General features: G+C 43.7%; 19 protein-coding genes. 5 read left to right on the top strand and 14 right to left on the bottom strand.

Annotated elements, in window-relative coordinates; genetic code table 11:
* Positions 1–27: 27 nt before the first annotated feature.
* The 7 genes from fdh3B to AB4160_RS00185 all read right to left on the bottom strand — a co-directional run bounded on the left by fdh3B (position 28) and on the right by AB4160_RS00185 (position 7483).
* Complete coding sequence (gene fdh3B / locus AB4160_RS00215) at positions 28–624, bottom strand: formate dehydrogenase FDH3 subunit beta (RefSeq protein ID WP_102435967.1); 597 nt, start codon at positions 622–624, stop codon at positions 28–30.
* 26 nt (positions 625–650) lie between these two features.
* A complete protein-coding gene (locus AB4160_RS00210) occupies positions 651–3500 on the bottom strand; it encodes a formate dehydrogenase subunit alpha (protein WP_102531513.1) in 2850 nt (949 codons plus the stop codon).
* A 17-nt stretch (positions 3501–3517) separates the two neighbouring features.
* The gene (locus AB4160_RS00205; protein WP_102435964.1) at positions 3518–3721 is read right to left on the bottom strand and encodes a twin-arginine translocation signal domain-containing protein; all 204 of its coding nucleotides are present in this window, start codon (positions 3719–3721) and stop codon (positions 3518–3520) included.
* A 136-nt stretch (positions 3722–3857) separates the two neighbouring features.
* Positions 3858–4553, bottom strand: a complete 696-nt coding sequence (locus AB4160_RS00200; protein ID WP_102435962.1) for a molecular chaperone — start codon at positions 4551–4553, stop codon at positions 3858–3860.
* Positions 4554–4563: 10 nt separating this feature from the next.
* Positions 4564–6243 carry a 4Fe-4S binding protein gene (locus AB4160_RS00195; RefSeq protein WP_372003127.1) on the bottom strand — a complete coding sequence of 560 codons (1680 nt, stop codon included), beginning with the start codon at positions 6241–6243 and terminating at the stop codon, positions 4564–4566.
* Between the two features lie 152 nt (positions 6244–6395).
* A complete protein-coding gene (locus AB4160_RS00190) occupies positions 6396–7019 on the bottom strand; it encodes a DUF3306 domain-containing protein (RefSeq protein WP_102435958.1) in 624 nt (207 codons plus the stop codon).
* Positions 7019–7483 carry a DUF3305 domain-containing protein gene (locus AB4160_RS00185; RefSeq protein ID WP_372003124.1) on the bottom strand — a complete coding sequence of 155 codons (465 nt, stop codon included), beginning with the start codon at positions 7481–7483 and terminating at the stop codon, positions 7019–7021. The genes AB4160_RS00190 and AB4160_RS00185 overlap by 1 nt, the downstream gene beginning before the upstream one ends.
* Before the next feature lie 401 nt (positions 7484–7884).
* On the opposite strand from AB4160_RS00185, the gene AB4160_RS00180 reads away from it, so the two are divergent.
* Positions 7885–8724 (top strand): formate dehydrogenase accessory sulfurtransferase FdhD, encoded by an 840-nt coding sequence (locus AB4160_RS00180; protein ID WP_102520200.1) that lies wholly within the window; start codon positions 7885–7887, stop codon positions 8722–8724.
* A 73-nt stretch (positions 8725–8797) separates the two neighbouring features.
* Here the strand turns inward: AB4160_RS00180 and rlmF are convergent, their stop codons facing one another.
* Both rlmF and AB4160_RS00170 read right to left on the bottom strand, forming a co-directional pair.
* Positions 8798–9838 carry a 23S rRNA (adenine(1618)-N(6))-methyltransferase RlmF gene (rlmF, locus tag AB4160_RS00175; protein WP_241903444.1) on the bottom strand — a complete coding sequence of 347 codons (1041 nt, stop codon included), beginning with the start codon at positions 9836–9838 and terminating at the stop codon, positions 8798–8800.
* Positions 9839–9849: 11 nt separating this feature from the next.
* Complete coding sequence (locus AB4160_RS00170; protein WP_102435952.1) at positions 9850–10251, bottom strand: flagellar basal body-associated protein FliL; 402 nt, start codon at positions 10249–10251, stop codon at positions 9850–9852.
* 107 nt (positions 10252–10358) lie between these two features.
* On the opposite strand from AB4160_RS00170, the gene AB4160_RS00165 reads away from it, so the two are divergent.
* Positions 10359–10937, top strand: coding sequence for a chorismate lyase (locus AB4160_RS00165; protein ID WP_102435951.1), 579 nt, complete (start codon positions 10359–10361; stop codon positions 10935–10937).
* 82 nt (positions 10938–11019) lie between these two features.
* On the opposite strand, the gene AB4160_RS00160 is transcribed toward AB4160_RS00165, so the two are convergent.
* The 3 genes from AB4160_RS00160 to AB4160_RS00150 all read right to left on the bottom strand — a co-directional run bounded on the left by AB4160_RS00160 (position 11020) and on the right by AB4160_RS00150 (position 14497).
* The gene (locus AB4160_RS00160) at positions 11020–13398 is read right to left on the bottom strand and encodes an immune inhibitor A domain-containing protein (RefSeq protein ID WP_372003121.1); all 2379 of its coding nucleotides are present in this window, start codon (positions 13396–13398) and stop codon (positions 11020–11022) included.
* Positions 13399–13410: 12 nt separating this feature from the next.
* A complete protein-coding gene (locus tag AB4160_RS00155) occupies positions 13411–13692 on the bottom strand; it encodes a hypothetical protein (protein WP_372003118.1) in 282 nt (93 codons plus the stop codon).
* 211 nt (positions 13693–13903) lie between these two features.
* A complete protein-coding gene (locus AB4160_RS00150) occupies positions 13904–14497 on the bottom strand; it encodes a YhgN family NAAT transporter (protein ID WP_102435945.1) in 594 nt (197 codons plus the stop codon).
* Between the two features lie 224 nt (positions 14498–14721).
* On the opposite strand from AB4160_RS00150, the gene AB4160_RS00145 reads away from it, so the two are divergent.
* Together AB4160_RS00145 and AB4160_RS00140 are read left to right on the top strand one after the other, a co-directional pair.
* Complete coding sequence (locus AB4160_RS00145; protein WP_372003115.1) at positions 14722–16329, top strand: metal transporter; 1608 nt, start codon at positions 14722–14724, stop codon at positions 16327–16329.
* A gap of 100 nt (positions 16330–16429) precedes the next feature.
* Positions 16430–17206, top strand: coding sequence for an NRDE family protein (locus AB4160_RS00140; protein WP_102531509.1), 777 nt, complete (start codon positions 16430–16432; stop codon positions 17204–17206).
* Between the two features lie 28 nt (positions 17207–17234).
* Here AB4160_RS00140 and AB4160_RS00135 read toward each other — a convergent pair whose 3' ends face one another.
* Positions 17235–17633, bottom strand: coding sequence for an SgcJ/EcaC family oxidoreductase (locus AB4160_RS00135; protein ID WP_102435939.1), 399 nt, complete (start codon positions 17631–17633; stop codon positions 17235–17237).
* Between the two features lie 631 nt (positions 17634–18264).
* Between AB4160_RS00135 and AB4160_RS00130 the strand changes: the two genes are divergently transcribed.
* A complete protein-coding gene (locus tag AB4160_RS00130) occupies positions 18265–18837 on the top strand; it encodes a lysophospholipid acyltransferase family protein (RefSeq protein WP_303446154.1) in 573 nt (190 codons plus the stop codon).
* Here the strand turns inward: AB4160_RS00130 and AB4160_RS00125 are convergent.
* On the bottom strand, positions 18834–20090 hold the full coding sequence (locus AB4160_RS00125) for a mechanosensitive ion channel family protein (RefSeq protein ID WP_102476488.1): 1257 nt from the start codon (positions 20088–20090) through the stop codon (positions 18834–18836). The two genes, AB4160_RS00130 and AB4160_RS00125, sit on opposite strands and share 4 nt — an antisense overlap.
* Positions 20091–20144: the final 54 nt, after the last annotated feature.

The raw sequence follows: 20144 nt of genomic DNA, 5'->3' as shown, positions 1-20144 counted from the left end.
GGACAAAGCCCGTAACCTTTGCACTGTCTAAACCATATCACCCGTTTTAGGATCATAGCCCCAAATGGTATTCGGATTACCGCGCTTAGACATACGTTCGCGATAGATACTCGATACGATTTCGGCATCACCAGCAAGCAGGGCTTTAGTTGAACAAAGCTCAGCACACATAGGTAACTTACCTTCAGCAATACGGTTTGCACCGTACTTCTGACGCTCGGCATCGGAATGGTTTTCTTCTGGGCCACCGGCACAGAAAGTACATTTATCCATTTTACCGCGGCTACCAAATGCGGTCTTTTTCGGGAACTGTGGCGCTCCAAAAGGACATGCATAAAAACAGTAACCACAACCGATACAAGTATCTTTATCGTGTAGCACAATGCCATCGTCGGTTTGATAGAAACAATCCGCCGGACATACGGCCATACAAGGAGCATCGGTACAATGCATACATGCAACAGAAATTGACGCTTCACCGGGTTCACCATCATTGATAGTAACCACGCGGCGACGCTGAATACCCCACTCTAAAGCGGAATCGTTTTCGTTCTTACAAGCTGTGACGCAACCGTTACACTCGATGCAGCGTTTTGTGTCACACAAAAATTTCATGACTGCCATAATGGCTTATCTCCTCATCAAGTTAATTAGGCTTTGCTGATCTGACACAAGCTAGACTTAGTCTCTTGCATCTGAGTCACAACATCATAACCATAGGTCATTACGGTATTGGCAGCTTCACCAATAATGTAAGGTACGGTTCCTTCAGGGTAATTTTTCTCTAGGCTCTTGCCTTCGAATACACCCGCGAAATGGTATGGCATGAAACATTCACCAGCAATGACTCGTGGAGTCACCATTGCTTTAACCGTGATTTTAGCGCCTTCTGGACTGTGAACGAATACATCATCACCATCACGTAAGCCGCGGTCGGCTGCATCAGCAGGGTTAATCTCAATAAACATTTCTTGCTGCAATTCTGCAAGCCATGGATTTGAGCGTGTTTCTTCACCACCACCTTCATACTCAACTAAGCGACCCGTAGTTACCGCTAATGGGAAGTCTTTAGCAAAGTCTTTTTCTTGAATAGACTTATACAGAGTTGGAAGACGTGCAACCATACGATCTTCGTAAGTTGGGTACTTAGCCACTAAGTCGCGACGAGGGGTATATAACGGCTCGCGATGAATCGGGATATCATCTGGGAAGTTCCACACAATACAACGTGCTTTGGCATTACCGTATGGGATACAACCGTGATTGATAGCAACACGTTGAATACCACCAGAAATATCTGTTTTCCAGTTTTTACCTTCAGCGTGAACTTTCTCTTCAGCAGTTAAGTCATCCCACCAGCCAAGCTGTTTCAGCATGTCAGCGGTGAACTCTGGGTAACCGTCTTTGATTTCAGATCCTTTTGAATAAGAACCTTCAGCAAGAATATTATTACCGTTATGCTCAACACCGTAACGTGCACGGAAGTTACCACCACCATACTTAACTTCACGTCCAGTGCGGTAAAGAATTTGCGTACCTGGATGTTTGTTTTCTGGCGAGCCCCAACAAGGCCAAGGTAAACCGTAGGTTTCACCTTTAGCTGGACCACCTGGCGCTTCTAAGCTTTCCATATCGAATGTGCCCCAGTTTTCTTGGTGCATTTTCAAACGCTCAGGGCTCTGGCCAGTGTAACCAATGGTCCACATACCTTTGTTGAACTCACGGGTCATATCTTCAATCAACGGCTCATCGCCATTAACTTTAATATGCTTACAGAACTCAGCATCGATACCCCATTTTTTCGCCAGCTTGTACATGATAATGTGGTCAGCTTTTGACTCAAATAATGGTTCGATAACTTGTGAGCGCCACTGCAGTGAACGGTTTGAAGCAGAGACTGAACCGTATGTTTCAAACTGAGTTGCAGCAGGTAATAAATACACACCGTCAGTTCGTTCGTGCATGACACCTGCCATCGTTGGGAATGGGTCCACAACAACAACTGTATCCATTTTGTTCAATGCTTCACGCACTTCACGACCACGGGTTTCAGTATTGACTGATTGCCCCCAGAAGAATGACATACGAATATTATCTTTCTGCGCAATCTTAGATTTGTCTTCAAGGACACCATCATGCCAGCGAGAACATGGAATACCCGTTGAAGTCATTGGATCTTGACCTAGACGTTGCTCTTGATCGAAACGGGCTTTAACCCACTCGTAATCCAAGTCCCATACATTACACCAATGTTTCCATGAACCTGTTTTAAGGCCATAGTAACCTGGCAATGTATCAAACAATAAGCCAAAGTCAGTTGCACCTTGAACGTTATCATGGCCACGGAAGATGTTAGTTCCACCACCAGAAACACCCATATTACCAAGGGCTAATTGGAGGATACAGTATGCACGAGTGTTAGCATTACCTATGTGATGCTGAGTCCCACCCATACACCAAACCACAGTACCAGGCTTAGTTTCAGCCAGTAACTTGGCGACACGATGCATCTGCGCTTCAGGCACGCCAGCAACATGTTCAACTTCGGCAGGGGTCCACTTTTTCACTTCCTCACGGATACGTTCCATACCGTATACACGTTGGTCGATGAATGTTTGGTCTTCCCAACCATTTTCAAAAATGTGCCACAACAAACCATAAATGTAAGGAATATCCGTACCAGGACGAATATGCACGAACTCGTCAGACTTAGCTGCAGTTCGAGTGAAACGCGGGTCGACTACGATAATTTTCGCGCCGCGCTCTTTACCTTCAAGGATGTGTTGCATTGAAACCGGATGAGCTTCACAAGGGTTCGAACCGATAAACATCATCGCTTTCGAGCTACGCATGTCGTTAAAAGAGTTTGATTGCGCACCGTAGCCCCAAGTGTTTGCAACACCGGCTACAGTGGTAGAGTGACAAATACGTGCAGAGTGGTCGACATTGTTGGTGCCCCACATTGCTGCCAATTTGCGGTACATATAAGCTTGTTCGTTTGAAAACTTCGCACTACCCATGAAAAATACTGAATCAGGACCAGATTCTTGACGAATATCGAGGGCTTTTTGACCCACTTCTTCAATGGCTTGCTCCCAAGAAAGTTTCTTCCATTTGCCTCCTTCTAGCTTCATTGGGTATTTAAGACGTTTTTCACCATGACCATGTTCACGCAGTGCAGCACCTTTGGCGCAATGGCCACCAGCGTTAAATGGGTGATCAAATGCAGGTTCTTGACCTGTCCATACACCATTTTGCACTTCAGCATAAATACCACAGCCCACTGAGCAGTGAGAACAAATAGTACGTATCACTTCAGTCGGCGCATCGTAAGCAACATCTTTTGCTTCAGCTTTACGCATCATTCCGGCGCCCAGCATTGAAGCGGCAGCAATACCACCTGTAGCAAGGGTTGCAGACTTCAAAAATTGGCGACGATTGAGTCCAAGTGCAGGTTTATCTGCGACTTTGACTGCTTCTGTTTTGCGGGTTAATCGCATCACATATTCTCCTTAAATTACTTGCTACTACGTAATGTGTCGTAATAACTACGTACATGGTCTGTTTCTCTATAACCATCACTTTTACCTACAACGGGTGTAGCTTCTGGTGAGGCGGCAAGAGCTTGTCCGCTAACAGTGGCAACTGCGCCAGCGGCACTGCCGACAGCCAATGCTTTTAGCATTTGACGACGACCCATGTCGGAAGCTTGCTTCTTCATAGTCTCTCCTTAATTTAACGCGTGTTATAAGAGTAAAATTACTCTCTGTTTTTATGGAAGTTGCCTTCCTTTTCAGTCTATGCCACAGAGTCAAACTCTGTGGCATAAATCTTTGCACCAACAGCCTAAAAATTACCTAAGAGGCAAGTTCATTGGTTGATGGTTCAATCTTGTCTGCTTCATCAGCAGCAGTTTTTTCGGCTTCAGAACCTGGGCAATTAACTGGAATATCTAAGCTTAGTTGCTCAAACTCATTGGCTTCAATGATGAAAAATGCTTTTGCTAGCTGCGCCACAGGCACATAAAACGCTGCACTCGGTGTTTTCTCTAAGGTGTCACAAAAGCGCGCAATCCAGCTGCCAATATGGCGCTGATAAAATGCTAATTGACGATAACCTGGCGCCTCTAAAATCAAGGTACCCATCACTTCACATAATGCTGCAACATGATCTTCTGGCTCTTTAACGTCTTCTTCGCGAGCAAAACCTAATTGCATTAAATCTTGGCGTAACAGTGCTAATGGCTTATCCATTAACGAGCCTGTCATAAACCAGCTGCCGTATGGCAATACTTCACCACGGCCAACACCGAAGAAAATATTGAAGTATTCTTCTTCAAGTTGCTCTTGTGTGTACTGGGTCGCAGCTGCCTTTAGCGCCAGCCAAGCCGTGCTCATGTCGTTATCATCTTCAGCTTCTGTTTCTATTTCGATGTCAGCTAAAAATGACAGCAGTTCTTCACTCGGATGGCGACGTAGTAATGCAGCTAATAATTGGTAAATATCTGCCCGTAGCTGATCGTTTTCTGAAATTTCTCTAACTAATTCGGTCATATTGGATCTCTTATCGAAGTTGCTTCTCTGGGTCTTCAAGAATGTCTTCAAACATATCTTTTACGCGGCAATCACCACACATTTTTAGGCGCTCAATATTGGCGTTAAATGCAGAATGTCCACCAATCATATCGATCATTCTATGAACCATCGATTGTGTAGCAAAAGCGGTTCCGCAACGAATACACTCGAACGGAGCCTCTTCTTTTAACGTTTGACGCTGCTGACGTGCTGCTTGGTCCAAATTGATTTGCGGCGTTAAGCTAATCACGTTTTCAGGACAAGAGGTCTCACATAAACCACATTGCACACAGTCTTGCTCTACAAAATGCAGTGACGGTGATTCACCACCATCGGTTAATGCTTGTGTTGGGCAGGTTGCTACACAAGACATACACAAGGTACATTTATCAACTTCGACGCTAACTACACCGTAAGGCACATTACTCATTGCAATGGCACTATCAGTCGCTGCTGCTTGTTCATTTAAATGATCAATTGCAGCGTATAATGTTTCGCGCTTGGTGCTTGGCGTGAACGCAGCAGGTACGATTAATGGCCAATCTAGGCTGATAGCCAGTTTGTCACTCAACGACGTTAGTGTTTGAGTATCAATTAAGCTAATGCGTTGAGGTTGGCCCATTTCATCTAGAATACTATTAGCTAAAATTAGTTCACCATTTAACATTTGCGTTAACGTGGGTGCTGTCGCGTCAGTATTAAGGATCAATACCTGACGTGCGCCCCATGCTAATGCTGACATCCAATGATCAATGCTAGCAACCGTGATTTCTTCCAGCTCAACTGGAATGATGTCACCCACTAGATCTGCGGTAATGTGCTCTGCACCAACGGCACCGTCATGGAATAAGATGACAGGGGCAGCTTGTGCTTGCTCAAGGTAACGACTAACCAGTTTTTGAATATAGCTATGAAGTGCTTGTGGCGTTGGTAAATCAAATGCGATAGCCCCTGTAGGACAAGCATTAGTACAACTACCCGCACCATGACAAAGGTAAGGATCAATTTCGATTTTTTGTTCGATGCTACTAATTGCATCAGCAGGGCAGAAGTTTAAACAGCGATTACAGCCATTCACGCCATTACGGTTATGAGCACAGATATCACTGTTCACCTTCACATAACGTGGCTTATCAAATTCACCAACTAAATCTGGAATTTGCTCCAGCGCATCAGCTAATTTATCTGCATCTTGACCGACATAGAAATAACCTGGTGGTAGCATTTCAAGGTTAAGACATGGCGACATGCTCAGGTCTAAAACCATATCAAAATGCGGCTTACGAATAGCAACAAGACTTAACTCAGTCGCCGCTTGGTTTTCACCCGCGCCTTCATTCTCAACGGTTACCTGAAACTGACCTAAAAAGCCTTTAACAGAAATAAGTTTGTTGTAATAGCTTTCGCTATTTACTGCAGCGTTCATTACCGCTTCAAGATGAGCTTCATCTTGGCTGGTAATGGCTTCATTTGCCAAAATAACCGTATTGGCCATGGTTGACAGTTTATCCGCAGCTAATCGGGCCAAATCTTCTGGGCCGATGACTAACACATTGCCTTCAGTCGTATAACTGACTGTTGGCGGGATCAAGTTTTGGATCACTTGAGTCTGTGCTAATACCTGCTGGCGAACTTGTTTTAGTTCTAGCGGGGTTTGACTATTGCTCACATTGCGTTCCTGAACAGTTTTTTAACGCTTAGGTGATTTATCAGGGCTGCAAATCCATTTTGTATTTAAACATTTATTTAAATACATCAGCTTAAAATGATAAACAAAACACCTTATACGCTAAATAGTGGACTAAAATTTTTAACTACACACTAAGCCTTAGCGCTACTTGAAGCCGTTATAGCTTCTTCATCAACCATTCCCAGAACATCACTCTGGTCTTGGTTGGTATCTAAGTCAGTGGCAGACACGATTTCGCTCTTATCATTTAATACTGGTGAGGCATCAGTTGTATCAACAACTGTGTCATCATCCTCACGAGCAAGTAACTCTTGCTCTTCCGTTTCTTCTTTGTCTTTTACGACGTTACGGAAGACTTTTTTGGCTAATTCAGCCGAAACTTCGGCAGACAATTTAGGTTGATTACTGTAATCAAGGGCGTACTCGAGTAAGCCGTCGATTTCATTGTATTGGGGTTGTTTCCACAGTGCTTTTAACGCTGCTGATTTCGCTTGAGGTGATACATTCGCCCCCATAAACGAAGCAAAACTGCCTCCAACTTCAATTTTTTCGGGATCCGGTAAATCTTCAGCTTCAAGGATCTTCTCAGGCTGAGGCGCTTCTTGTATGGCATCCTCAGTGGAAGAGTCAGCAAGGCTTTCTTCCTCTGCCGCCACACTCTTTTGCTGCAGTTCAGTCTCACGAGCAGCTTCAGCTTCAACTTGCTCACGACGCTCAGTCCAACGAGAGAAAAAACCTTTCGAATTATTGCTCATTAATGTCTCCGAAGGTGATCTGTGCTAGGGCCAGTATCCTTTCGGCGGTTCACATGCTTACGGCGTTTAGCTGATATTTCAACTTCGCCATGACGGGTGATGAAAGCTTCAACCCAACATGCCAGTGCTTCTGGCATTGGGATATTCAGCACTGGGGTTTCAGACTCCAAACAGGCTGCGGCAATATTTTGGTCTGCAGAGATAGCAGCAGGAACCCAAGTGCCATCCGATAACTCATCACAAACGATATATAACATGGTGTTATCCATGTCTAAATTTATCCGGTAACTGCCACGTTCATCTTTATAAAGTTGAAACATTATTAATTTGGCCCCTTCAGGTGCCTCATGAGTCGCAGGAACCATTTGTTCCACTTCCCAAGTGATTGAGGGCCAACGCCCCATCATTTTTTCGACTTTTCTAAGCGAAACATACATAGGCCAAACATTTTCAGTGTGTTGCATACAAGCCTTGCCCTTAAAACATAAATCCACAAGAAATAAATAAAATATATATTAACAACGACTTAAAAGTTGCTCTTGATTATTTTTAGAAGCTAAAAACCACTTTATTTCTCTTAACTAATCAGTACACTGCAAAAATAGTGCCAGATAAATAAGAACAAAAAGCTAGATCCAGATCTCCTAATTACCACTAAGAGTAGGACAATTTGTCTATATTGCTAATTATACTAGGACATAAGGCTACGTTAATTAGTCGCTGCTGATTAACATCAGAGTTAGATCACGCATTTACAAACTACATTGCCGCCTCGGGAATAAAAGTTGCTATGCTGATAGTTAATTAGTTTTCATTACCATCCTCACTACCGAGCTAGTTAACTATTTCAGAGGCCACACTTTCAATGACCCAATCAAATGCTAATAAATCGCTAAAACTGGTCAAAACCAATGCTGAAGTTCCCCTTACAATTGCAGTTAAAGCAATTAATGAGCAAGGAGAGAGTGTTGATAAATTCGTGGCCTGTGAAAGACCATTAACGGTATATTTGAACTGGCAACCCATAGTGACCTTAATGACCTTGGGCGCAAAACCTGAGTCATTAGCTTTGGGTTACTTGAAAAATCAGGGCTTTATTAACGATGCCAGCTTACTTGAATCAATTATCGTCGATTGGGATGTTGACTCTGCAGCCATTTTGACTAAAGAGCAAACAGCTGATTTAGATAAACAATTATCTGAAAAAACCGTCACTTCAGGTTGCGGTCAAGGTACTGTTTACGGTGGTTTCATGCAAGGGCTCGATGATATAAAGCTGCCAACGCCCCAATTACAACAATCAACCTTATATAGCCTGCTAAAAAACATTAGTGCTTATAATGAAACCTACAAAAATGCCGGTGCCGTCCATGGTTGCGGCATTTGTAAAGACGACCAAATTTTAGCTTTCATTGAGGATGTTGGCCGCCATAACGCAGTTGATACCCTCGCGGGCGACATGTGGCTTGAAGGTGAAAATGGGCACGATAAGATTTTCTATACCACTGGCCGTTTAACCTCTGAAATGGTGATAAAAATTGCCAAGATGGGTATACCAGTATTGTTATCACGCAGTGGTGTCACTCAGATGGGGTTAGAACTAGCTCAAAAGTTGGGGATCACTATTATTGCCAGAGCCAAGGGGCGTCACTTCTTGGTTTACCACGGCGCAGAAAATATTGAATTTGATGCGATGAAAGTTTAGCGTTACCTATTAACGCAAACAATTGATAACAAGGTGATGACCACCTTGTTATCACTCATCATGTAACCCTATGCTAAATAGCATTATGCCTAAATTTAGCCCACTGCTTTCTTGCCGCTTCGGGCAAATAACTCCAAGCTAAAACCCGGGTAATTTTATTGCCTTGCTTCATTTCAATGGTCTGCACACTATCGGCATGTAACTGTTTTAATAATTGATAACAGGGCTTTAGGTTTTCTGACTTGGACACTAATGAGCTAAACCACAAACATTGTTGCCCAAACTGCTGACTTTCTTTAATCATATTCGTTAAAAATTGCTGCTCACCACCTTCACACCATAACTCAGCTTTTTGCCCACCAAAATTAAGTGCGGCACTACTTGAGCTAACGGCTGGCTTTTGGCTGTGCTTTTTAGCTCTGTTGGCGGCTAAATTGGCATTTTTCTTGGCGCTGCCTTGACTCGCTTCGGCTAATGAGCGATGAAATGGCGGGTTGCACAGAGTAATATCAAAGCGCTCATTATCCCCGATAATTCCGCTAAAAATAGCTTGAGGATTAGTCTGTTGGCGCAGGTCAATTTTCGATGCTAAATCAGGGTTATGGCTAATAATTTCAGCGACATTTGCAATTGAAACTGGGTCAATATCGCTGGCGACAAACTGCCAACCATAGCTTTTAACCCCTAATAATGGATAAATACCATTAGCACCGGTGCCAATATCCAATGCACGGATCTTATTTCCTTTAGGCGCTTTACCATTAACAGCCAGTAAATCAGCAATGTAATGCAAATAATCTACTCGACCTGGTACTGGCGGGCACAAGAACCCTGCCGGAATATCCCACTGCTCAATGTGATAATCAGTCAATAAAATTGCTGCGTTGAGGCTTTTGACCGCTTCAGGATCTGAGAAGTCGATTGAAAGATTACCGTAGGGGTTTGGTCTGACAAAGTGGGACAATTTGGGACACTTTTTTATTAATCCTTCGAAATCATAACCTTGATTATGCTTATTTCGCGGGTGTAGTGTTTTCACTTGAGTATGAGCGACGCCTTTGCTTGCCGCAGATGTTTGCTTGTTCGTTTTGTTGCCAGCTTTACTGTTTTTCATGCAAATGTTCATTAATCATATAGGTATTTAGTAAACAGTAAATTAACCACGGACTGTTCACCCGTTTCAGCTTCTAGCAGTCGATTAACCGTTTCAAAGCACGCACGACGAATATCCTCTCTTCCGGTCAAGGACTTAACCTTGTCTTCAGGCTGATTTCCTAGCACTTCAACGATGGCGGCTCGCAGTAACGGATCATGGTGCTCTATCTGCTGCAATTGTTTAGGATCTTTAACCATTAACTCAACACTGATTTTTACAAAACCGAGTTTTTTGCGGTTAGAGATATAGTTAGTGACAATGTCAGGTTCGAAACCATAGTAAGCAAAGTTCCCAGTGGCTTTGTCATCTGCGCTATGCGCATTGGGGAAAAAAAACAGTGCAACTAACACTGCGAATAGGTACTTTGCCATAGTTAATCAAACTCCATTATTTAAATCTGCCTAATAGCAGCGGCTATCCAGCCATTGCTCTGTCATGATAAACTGCACTCGTTTGAGTATATTGTAACGAGTATTGAATGAACGTGACCAGTCTTAGCTTCCCGTATGGTGAATCAATCCAGTGGTTTTCACCTGATGCAATCAATTCTATGCCGCAATCGGCACTAAAAGAATGGTTACTCGCTACCGGTAGTTTAACCCAAAAGCTTAAAGGCTGTTGCCACGATTTTGAAGTTAAAGTCCTTGGCGAACAACTTACTACACCATTAGCAGGGGAATGCCCGCAGCAAAAGCAGGTTTGGGTAAGAGAAGTACTGCTGTGCCTTGATGGCGAGCCTTGGGTGTTTGCACGCACCTTAATCCCTGAGAACCTAGCCAATGATCAACACAACTTTAAAGCCTTAGGTAAGCGCCCATTGGGTGAACTACTGTTTACCAGTGCTGATATTGTCCCGGGCAAAATAGAGGTCGCTGAATTTGAAAGCTGCACTAAGCTAGCCCAACTGGCAACCCGCCTGTCCCAACCTGTCACCTCTTCACTTTGGGGGCGTCGCCGTTACTTTAACTTAGCCAACCAAGACATTATTGTTAGCGAAATTTTCCTTCCTTATGCGGTTAAGCAAATTAACGCCTTAACACTAAAGCAATCTTGTTAAAGTTAGTCCAACAAAGCCATGCGGTTTACCATACGTTGGCAACATCATGGCTATTTGTAAAGTAACCATAAAGCTTATGGCCTTATGTTTTAGTCGAGAGCCTTACAAGAAGTAAGCTCAGTAGCAACAAATACACCCCAGCTAAACTACCGCCACTACTGCTTTGAGATCCATCGTCGCCAGCAATTGTCTGGTTTTCGCCCATAAACTCTGAAGTAACTACACCATTTAGTTTAAATTCGACTATTGCCCTTGAGCTGTCTGACGATTGCGCCTGCACCTCCATCGTTAAGCCCAGTTCAGGTAACACCATGCCTGATTGCGGTTGCAGGGGCGCTGAGTAATCAGCATTATCATCAAATAAACTAAAGTTACTTAGAGCGCTATCGTTAGCGTAGCTTGACTGAGGATATAAGCTAAAGCTGGCATCACGTACCTGCACACTTGAAGACCCGCCAGTTATTAGACTCTGGTCAGCATCAATAACCCCAATAAAGCCATAACCTTCATGCTCGGCGACATTGTTATCTTCATAGTTGTTATTTTCGAGCCATAATAAAATACCGGGCTCGTAGCCGACACTTTGCAAGCCCGCATCAATACCTTGATGGTTTCTCAGTTGCACAATATAGCGTTGCGGCAAACCGGGTAAGGTATCATCGATCCTTGAAAAACCCACTAAATCAACTTTGCCTTGCTCTTCGGCCCCGTCTTGGTAAATGTTGACGCCTTGCTGATTAATTTCAATTTGGTCAATAACAATACCGTAGTCACCTACAGCTTGATCCGTTACATAGCTCATTTCAACTTGCACACTTTGCCCTGAAAAATCGCTCAAGTCATAAACCAGTTCAACCCAAGCATCTGTTCCTGAAGCGCCAGCTATATCGCTCGATACCCCAGAAATATAGTGCTCTACATTGTTGAACAGAGGGTTACTGGCACTGGTATGGTTGCCGACAATGGCTACGCCATCAATCAACAATTGCATATAGTCATAATCTGTTTCTATGCTCCAATGTGCCTGCATAACAAGCTCAATCTGTGCGTCAGCGGGTAAATCTACCTCGAAACTCAGACTATTGGTAAGTTGATGGCCTTTACCTGAATGGTATTGATAGTCGCCAACTAAAGGTGACTTAAAGGCGAAGGGGGGATTGGGTAATGCGATGGACAATTGATTCACAGCATCAGCATTAACTGCTGCAAAAACCTCAGCAGTCAAACCTTCAGCAGTAATATCGGCCAAGTCGATGGCTTGCTCATTGACCCACTTGCCTTGGTAACGTTGTTGCAGATATGAACGGGCATAAGGACTTAAGCCCGCAGGCTTACTGCCAGCAATATAAGGATTACCCGCTTGCGCTTGACCCACCCAAGTACCACTTGCCATTAACGACCAGTAACCCACTGGCGCGCCATCCCCCAGATTAGTGTCGTATTCATCAGGCAGGCCTAAATCATGACCAAACTCATGGGTAACGACCCCGGTACCTGAGTCGATAGGCTGAATGGTATAGCCATAAACTTTCATTGACGTGCCAGGAAGAGCTTGTCCTTGGCTATTGGCACCAACAAAAAAGCGATGCGACCAAATAGCATCGGTGCCTAACACGCCGCCGCCCGCCTCTTCACCAATACTGGAATGAAATATGACAATGTGGTCTATGATGCCATCAGGCTCATTTTCATTGCCGTTGTTATTAAAATCAAATGGATCTTCACTATCGAATTCAGCTAATTCTGTCGCGCTCATCCCTTTAACGGCCTGAGTAACGGCTTCCATAACCAATTCAGGTACTGCAATATCATTATCACTGAAAACCGAATTATTGGCGCCATAGTAAGCAGCATTGTTACTGGCGGTTACCCAGCCTTTAACCTGACCACGAAAGAAAAAACTCTCACCAGAGGCATGAGCAAAATATTGATAAGCCGTTTGAAGCACCTCACGGTTAGGTCCAGAAAATCCAGATCGAGAAAAAAGCAAATCTTGATAATGTTGTACGGAATAATCGTCATAAAACATTGACGTATCAGACTTGGTTAAACGATTGGCGTTATAGGGTAAATCAGGAAAGTCGACCAATACCGCCAGCACATTCACGGTTTTGGTGACATCCGTGTCAGCCAATGCCGGAGCTGATACTGGTGAGACTTTTATTCGTTGGGATCGATTCTTGGCAGCTATTTGCTTTAGTATTTTGACCTCAGCAGGCAGATAATTATGACTTGCTTTGCGAGTGAACTTCTCTACCGCAGCTTGCTTTGCTGCCTCGCTGGCATCAATTGCCAGCTCACCGCGCTTAATCAACCAGTATTGGATCTGTTGCTGATTCATTACCCCAGCATCTGCTGGAGAAGCGTATTGACTCGGCGCTGCCATGGCGTTTAACGAAAAAAGAGTCATTGCCAATATGGTCATAGCACCAGTAAAGATTTTACTCCATTGAATAGGCATCCTATGCCTCCTTTACTTCCTTTTATTGCACTTTTTAAATGCATTGTTACGCTTGGCGATATAACGACGAACAATCTCTTGTTGCTGTTGTTCACTCATATCTGTCGTTATTTCACCACTTTTGATTAAATTCTGTTTAACGCCGGACATATCTAAAGGAGGAGGTATTGCCCCACATTGAATGGTATTATTTTGATGCGTTAATTGGGTCTGATTAGAGCCGTTTTCGGCGCTATTACTATGGCTACAGCCCCAAATAACCCAGCTAAAAAAGATAGCGAATACAATGCGCATAATGAACGCCCAAACAACGAAGATGAATCAAAGAGTAATATTAAGTAAAGTTGCTAAAACGGCTTTACACAACTTTTTAGAGCGATTTTTATACAACTAAAGAAGTAAAAAATAATCGAAGATAAACTGAAAGGTAGAGAATATTGCGTAGAAAACCAAAAGGCCGCATTAAGCGGCCTTATTGACTATAGCGATGCCTGACATGAGCTGATTAGCCGGCAGTTTTTAAATAGCTCGACACCCCGTCTAAGAACATTTGCACCGAAATCATTACCAGCACCATACCCATTAGACGCTCGACTGCGGTTAAGCCTTTTTCGCCTAATATGCGAGTAAAGACTTTATAGAATAGTAAGATAACTGCGCTCACACCCCAAGCCGCCACTAAGGCAATAGTCCAATCCATCATTCTGCTACTGTCACTGTGCGCCAATAATATTAATGCAGCTAACACTGATGGCCCAGCCATTAACGGTATAGCCATAGGAACAATAAATGGCTCTTCACCGGCGGCTAAACCTACCACGCCGCCCGGTTGTGGGAAAATCATCCTAATGGCAATTAAGAACAAAATAATCCCGCCTGCAATACTCACTGACTCTTGACGCAGGCTAAGAAAATTAAGGATCACCTCGCCGGCAAACAAGAACAGCAACATGATTGCCAGCGCAAACAATAATTCACGAATAAGCACTCGGCGGCGTTTTTTGGGTTCAATATGTCGCAAAATTGAAGCAAAAATAGGCAAGTTGCCCAAAGGGTCCATAATCAGGAAAAGCATGACTGCAGCAGAAAAGATGTCCATTACATTAGTTCTATTAATTATTAACAATGAACTACTATTGTATACTTAATACAGTCATTTGGCAGAAATAACCGTGACTTTCGCTCTATCTTGCAACGCTGAAGGCTATCTTTACCGTGTAAATTGTCATCATGAGTGATAATCAAGCAAAGCAAGTATTAAGTTAATTGAAAGACTGCGATATACTGCGGTGTTTTTTCCGTTTCATTGATTCTTTGGATCCCATGCTCTATCTAGCTGCTAGTTGTATTGCACTTTTATTCGGACCGCTTTTTTATCGCTACTTCTCATCAGGGAGTGGGCTACAAAAAGGCTTAGATGGATTTATCTTCGTCTCATTAGGCGGGTTGGTGCTTATCCATATTTTGCCTGAACTCCTTGAACATGGTGGTTTTATCACTTTGCTGTTCGTGGTGCTTGGCTTATGGGGTCCCACAGCCAGTGAACGGCTTTTCCACCGCTACTCAGATATTACCCATAACGTTACCCTAACTTTAGGGATTGGCGGACTATTGCTGCACACCATTACCGATGGTGGCGCCATGGTTTTAGCCCAACAAGAGGGTAACTCTAGCTTATTAGCGCTGGGAGTGATTATGCATCGCTTACCCGTTGGTGTGGCAATTTGGTGGCTATTAAAACCCCAGGTTGGTACCCGCTGGGCCAGTGCGGTATTAGCTGCGATGATGGTACTCACAGGCTTGGGTTACTTTGCTGGCGAGCAACTACTCGATAGCCTCAGCTTAGATAATACCGTTTATTTACAAGCCTTTGTTACCGGATCAATTTTGCATGTGGTGCTACATCAGCCCCACGGACAACACGAAGAAGATCATCAAGGTCGCTATCAATACCAAGCAGGCATTGGCAGTTTATTGGGGGTCGCATTACTAACTGTATTATTGTTAATGGACAGTGGTGGCCATGCCCACGCACACGCCCATCACAGCCATGGCTCGGATCAGTTTATGTCTTGGTTACTGACCATCTCGCCAATATTAATTGCCAGTTACTTAATTGCCACTGCGCGCTTCAAAGCTGGGTTAACCCCGCAAAACAGTAGCCTCTCCAGTCGCTGGTTACAGCGTCTAGCGGGCCCTGAAGCCTTGCTGATCACCTTGCTATTATTGGGGCCTTGGTTTGCCATATATCAAGCTATTTCATTGTTGGCGATTGGCACGTTACTCAGCTTGGGTAAAGTTGAACTTACCGATCCCCACGAGAATTTACCGCAATCGGCTTGGCGCTTTGGGTTTGCACATTTAGTGGATCGCAGCGCGCCCTGGATTGCCCTTAGCTTAATTTTAGCCAACCTCATTGGTCATCCGTCGGTACATCTTGAGCACCCAGCACTGCAAGTATTAATCTTGTTAGTCGTCTTTCTACCGATGCGTTTTTGTAATTTAGGCGCGGCAGTACTGGCATTATCATTAGCCTATAGCGGCTGGAGCAATGTCGCAGTGGCATTTGCACTTATTGCAGCGCCTGTGCTTAGCCTTAGCCAGTTAAAACTAATGAGCTGGAGCATGCGCTTGTCATTGTCAGCTGTATTAGCCGTCGCGTTGTTATTCGCACACCAGTATCTGGTTGATTGGCACCAGTTACTCACCTTGCCAAATAACGTTAATATTGCGGGATTAGTTGTGGTGGGATTAATCTTTAGTGCTAGCTTACTGCGCTTAGGACCACGTAAGTTCTTAAGTCGCTTAATGATTAAGTTTAGCGGTCATAACCATGATCATAATCACAATCACTCCCATGGACACGCCCATGGTGCTAATACCTCAGATAAATCTGCGGCTGCGCCAACAGAGCATAAACATCACCACTAATTAAGCCGCCGCATTAAGCGAGGGTTACTGTCAGGTTCATGTTATTCAGGCTATGATGTTTTATCATCGACCGAATAACTGAGCCGACTTAACCAAGCCTATGTGTATTTTATTTATCGCGGTAGACATGCATCCCCAATGGCCACTGATTGTGTGCGCTAATCGTGATGAGTTTCATCATCGCGCCACCGATCCAGCCCATTTTTGGCAAACAGTTGCTAACAGCAATTTACCTCAATCTCAGTCGATATTAGCAGGCAAAGACCTACAAGCTGGCGGCACTTGGCTTGGAGTGAATCAACAAGGTCACTTTGCAGGCCTTACCAATATTCGCAATCAACAAGCCGATGGCCTAAGAAGTCGCGGCGAACTGGTGGTTAACGCTCTCGATCTTCGCCAAGATGTCAGCCTTGATTGGCTACGCCAACACAGCGCTAATTACAGTCCGTTTAATCTTGTTTATCAGCAACAGCAGCAACTTTACTGTTTTAATAGCGTCACTGCTGAGAACACGCCATTGACTAAAGGTTTTCATGCTGTGAGTAATGGCGCTATAGATGATGTCTGGCCGAAAATGGCCAAGGGATTACAGGCGTTAGAGCAGCATCTATTAGCTGAAAAGCAGCCCAATATTGAACAAATGTTGGCATTTATGCGTGATGAATCTCAAGCTGAAGATAGCAGCCTACCTAGTACTGGCATTGAAATTGAGTGGGAAAGGCTGTTGTCGTCGATTTTTATTCGCCATCCAGAATATGGCACCCGTTCAACCAGTGTGGTAATGCGAGATAAAAACGGCAACATCGACTTTTATGAAGTGCGTTATGACGGCAAAGCTCGAAACTTAGGGCAACAGCATTTTGTTATAACACCCTAAGTCCGAATTAATATTCGCAGCCAAGCAATTAATCAGATGAATGATCATGGGTTATCACCCACTTATCATCAATACGCTCTATCAGTAGGGTGAACACACCATTAGGTTTGTCTTTTGTACGTTCTAATTGCCAACGACCCACAACCAATGCGGCGTAGTTGCTGAGCATTTTAATCTCTTTCACATTGAACGACAGTTTGCCCATGCGCGCTGAATCAGGATAACTTTTTTTATAGCTAGCAAGAATTACATCCCAACCGTAGCTAAACTTACCATTAGACACAAAACGTAAATTGTCACTTTGCCAATAGCCTTGCATGTAGGCATCAATATCGCCGCTATTCCAGGCTTGTTCTTGCTGTGAAATCACTGCTCTAATTCTATCTGTAGGTATAGCACTATTGGTATTAACTTCGTCTAGTGACACGGATTGTTGTTCAAGTGAGACAACTGCGCTGACGGCATCAGTCTCAGCCTCAACCTCAGCCTCAGCCGGCGCTGAAGTTAAGGTGTCGGTAAAGGCACTAACTAGCTGCTCTGCTGCAATATCTGCTGTATTCGTGGTTTTAGGTGAGCTATCTGAAGGGCTTGGCTCTACCTTTAAATCGGCAACGGGTTCAATCACGCCAACTTCGACCTTGGCAGTTGAAGCAGGTTTTAATGGCACGATTTTTAATTCAGCTTGTTTGAGTGCAACATCTGAGGCGGTTTGAGTCGCTGTTGGTTTATCTTCTGCCGCTAACATAGTAGTAAAACCACCAAAAATAACGGCGAATAAAATAATTATCGGGTGCTTCACACACTCTCCTTAATTTGTACCAAGGTTGAAATTACCCAACACGAGTGCCACAGTAATAACAATGATTTAGTACTTTTGCATTAGATTAATAACCCAGTAAGCATGCTGTGTCGTGTTAATCCCAACTGCAGTTTGGCTTATAAAACATGTTGAGATAAGCGATATCTGTAACATGAGATTCTGTGAAATTAATATATAAATTCATTCTGTTATGGTTAGATTCTAGCGTATCAGAGTGAAATAAACTGGAAAATAGCGCATGTTTAGTAAATTTTGTTTATGGCTATTGGCCATTAATGGCTGGAAATTAGACGGCCAGGTCGCCGCTGATGGACAATTCATTATGGTGGTTGGCCCACATACCAGTAATTGGGACTTTATTGTCGGTATTATCGCCCGCTTTGCTATAGGGGTAAAAATTCACTTTTTAGGCAAACATCAGCTGTTTATTCCCCCTTGGGGTTGGTTTTTTAAAGCCTTAGGCGGCAGCCCTGTGGATCGACGCAAAAACAACAATATGGTCGATGCTGTGGTGCAGCTATTTAATGACGATAACCAATATAAGTTGGCGCTGGCCCCCGAAGGAACCAGAAGCGCGGTTACTCGCTGGAAAACCGGCTTTTATCATATTGCCACTAAAGCCAAGGTGCCGATAATCACCGTGGGATTAGATTTTAAAACCAAGTCTATTGTGATTAATCAACCGCTGCATCCCAGTGGCGATGTTGCCACTGACATGAATCGTATTTTAGATTTTTTCCGTAATATTAACGGTCGCCACCCTAAGGTTATCCCGCACTATATTCCCTCGGATGAGCAGCCAAAAAGCTAGTGTGGCTTGATGCTACGAATATCATCCCCAGTAGGGCTTTGAAAAGCACGTAAACCAAATTCAGGTAAGATGGCAAAGACGTGATCAAAGATATCTGCTTGAATGCCTTCATAAAAGGCCCAGCGGACGTCATTGGTAAACACATATAACTCGATAGGCAGACCTTCTGGCGTTGGCGCAAGTTGGCGCACCATCAGAGTCATGTCTTTGTGTAGCTTATTATTTTGACGTAAATAGGCATCTAAATAAGCTCTAAACGTCCCCACATTGGTTAAGCGTCTGCCATTAACCGGCATATCAATATCACTAACCTGCTCATTGGCATGGGAAATTTCTGAGCATACTTTAGGGAAGTAATCTTTAAGGTAATTCACTTTCGACAACCGAGTAATATCGTCTTCTGTCAGAAAGTGGATACTATTAACATCAAGATTAATTGAACGCTTAATTCGGCGGCCGCCCTTTTCTGACATACCGCGCCAGTTTTTAAAGGCGTCTGATACCAGCGCATAAGCTGGGATCATGGTGATGGTATTGTCCCAGTTACGTACTTTTACGGTATTGAGTGATACCTCATCTACAGCACCATCAGCGCCATATTTGTCCATTTGAATCCAATCGCCTTTACTCACCATACGGTTAGCAGCTAATTGAATCCCAGCAACAAAGCCTAAAATGGTGTCCCTAAACACCAACATCACTAAACCGGTGGCAACACCTAAACCACTTAAAAAGTAAATTGGCGACTCATCTGCAATCACTGATATGCCAATAATAAAACCAACAAAGAATAAAAATAGTTTAAATAGTTGTACGAAGCTTTTAACCGGTAAGCGGCGACTAATCAGCCTGACATCAGCAATTTCATTTACCGCATCTAAACAGGCGTAAATCGCCCGAATAACAAAAATGACCACCAGCACGCTTAGGCCACGGTCAATGACTGAGCCCAGCAACTGTTGATGGGTTAAAATAATCGGGATCAGTAAGTCCAAGGTCATGATTGGCACTAACAAGGACAATTTTTCCAATACGCCATAGCGCATGAAAATATCATCCCAAGTCACGGTCGATTTACGGATCATCGCATTAACCGCTTTTACAAATACCTTTTTGGTAATGTAATAAGCGATAGTTGCCACAATAAAGCTCACCATCAGTAATATTGATGTTGCTACACTGTCAGAGGGCTGACTATTCACCCCAATATCAAGCAACCAACTGGCAATATCATCACGTAACTCGTTATCCACGCATTAATTCCTTACACATTTATACTGATTGAAAGACTAGGTTTACAACATCCA

Source organism: Shewanella sp. 10N.286.51.B8 (genome assembly GCF_041469325.1).
In the GTDB taxonomy this organism is placed as follows: domain Bacteria; phylum Pseudomonadota; class Gammaproteobacteria; order Enterobacterales; family Shewanellaceae; genus Shewanella.
This window is presented reverse-complemented; position numbering and strand designations above follow the sequence as displayed.

Coding starts and splice junctions, on each gene's coding strand:
- fdh3B (WP_102435967.1), bottom strand. CDS start 624: ATGGCAGTCATGAAATTTTTGTGTGACACAAAACGCTGCATCGAGTGT.
- AB4160_RS00210 (WP_102531513.1), bottom strand. CDS start 3,500: ATGCGATTAACCCGCAAAACAGAAGCAGTCAAAGTCGCAGATAAACCT.
- AB4160_RS00205 (WP_102435964.1), bottom strand. CDS start 3,721: ATGAAGAAGCAAGCTTCCGACATGGGTCGTCGTCAAATGCTAAAAGCA.
- AB4160_RS00200 (WP_102435962.1), bottom strand. CDS start 4,553: ATGACCGAATTAGTTAGAGAAATTTCAGAAAACGATCAGCTACGGGCA.
- AB4160_RS00190 (WP_102435958.1), bottom strand. CDS start 7,019: ATGAGCAATAATTCGAAAGGTTTTTTCTCTCGTTGGACTGAGCGTCGT.
- AB4160_RS00185 (WP_372003124.1), bottom strand. CDS start 7,483: ATGCAACACACTGAAAATGTTTGGCCTATGTATGTTTCGCTTAGAAAA.
- AB4160_RS00180 (WP_102520200.1), top strand. CDS start 7,885: ATGACCCAATCAAATGCTAATAAATCGCTAAAACTGGTCAAAACCAAT.
- rlmF (WP_241903444.1), bottom strand. CDS start 9,838: ATGAAAAACAGTAAAGCTGGCAACAAAACGAACAAGCAAACATCTGCG.
- AB4160_RS00170 (WP_102435952.1), bottom strand. CDS start 10,251: ATGGCAAAGTACCTATTCGCAGTGTTAGTTGCACTGTTTTTTTTCCCC.
- AB4160_RS00165 (WP_102435951.1), top strand. CDS start 10,359: ATGAACGTGACCAGTCTTAGCTTCCCGTATGGTGAATCAATCCAGTGG.
- AB4160_RS00160 (WP_372003121.1), bottom strand. CDS start 13,398: ATGCCTATTCAATGGAGTAAAATCTTTACTGGTGCTATGACCATATTG.
- AB4160_RS00155 (WP_372003118.1), bottom strand. CDS start 13,692: ATGCGCATTGTATTCGCTATCTTTTTTAGCTGGGTTATTTGGGGCTGT.
- AB4160_RS00150 (WP_102435945.1), bottom strand. CDS start 14,497: ATGGACATCTTTTCTGCTGCAGTCATGCTTTTCCTGATTATGGACCCT.
- AB4160_RS00145 (WP_372003115.1), top strand. CDS start 14,722: ATGCTCTATCTAGCTGCTAGTTGTATTGCACTTTTATTCGGACCGCTT.
- AB4160_RS00140 (WP_102531509.1), top strand. CDS start 16,430: ATGTGTATTTTATTTATCGCGGTAGACATGCATCCCCAATGGCCACTG.
- AB4160_RS00130 (WP_303446154.1), top strand. CDS start 18,265: ATGTTTAGTAAATTTTGTTTATGGCTATTGGCCATTAATGGCTGGAAA.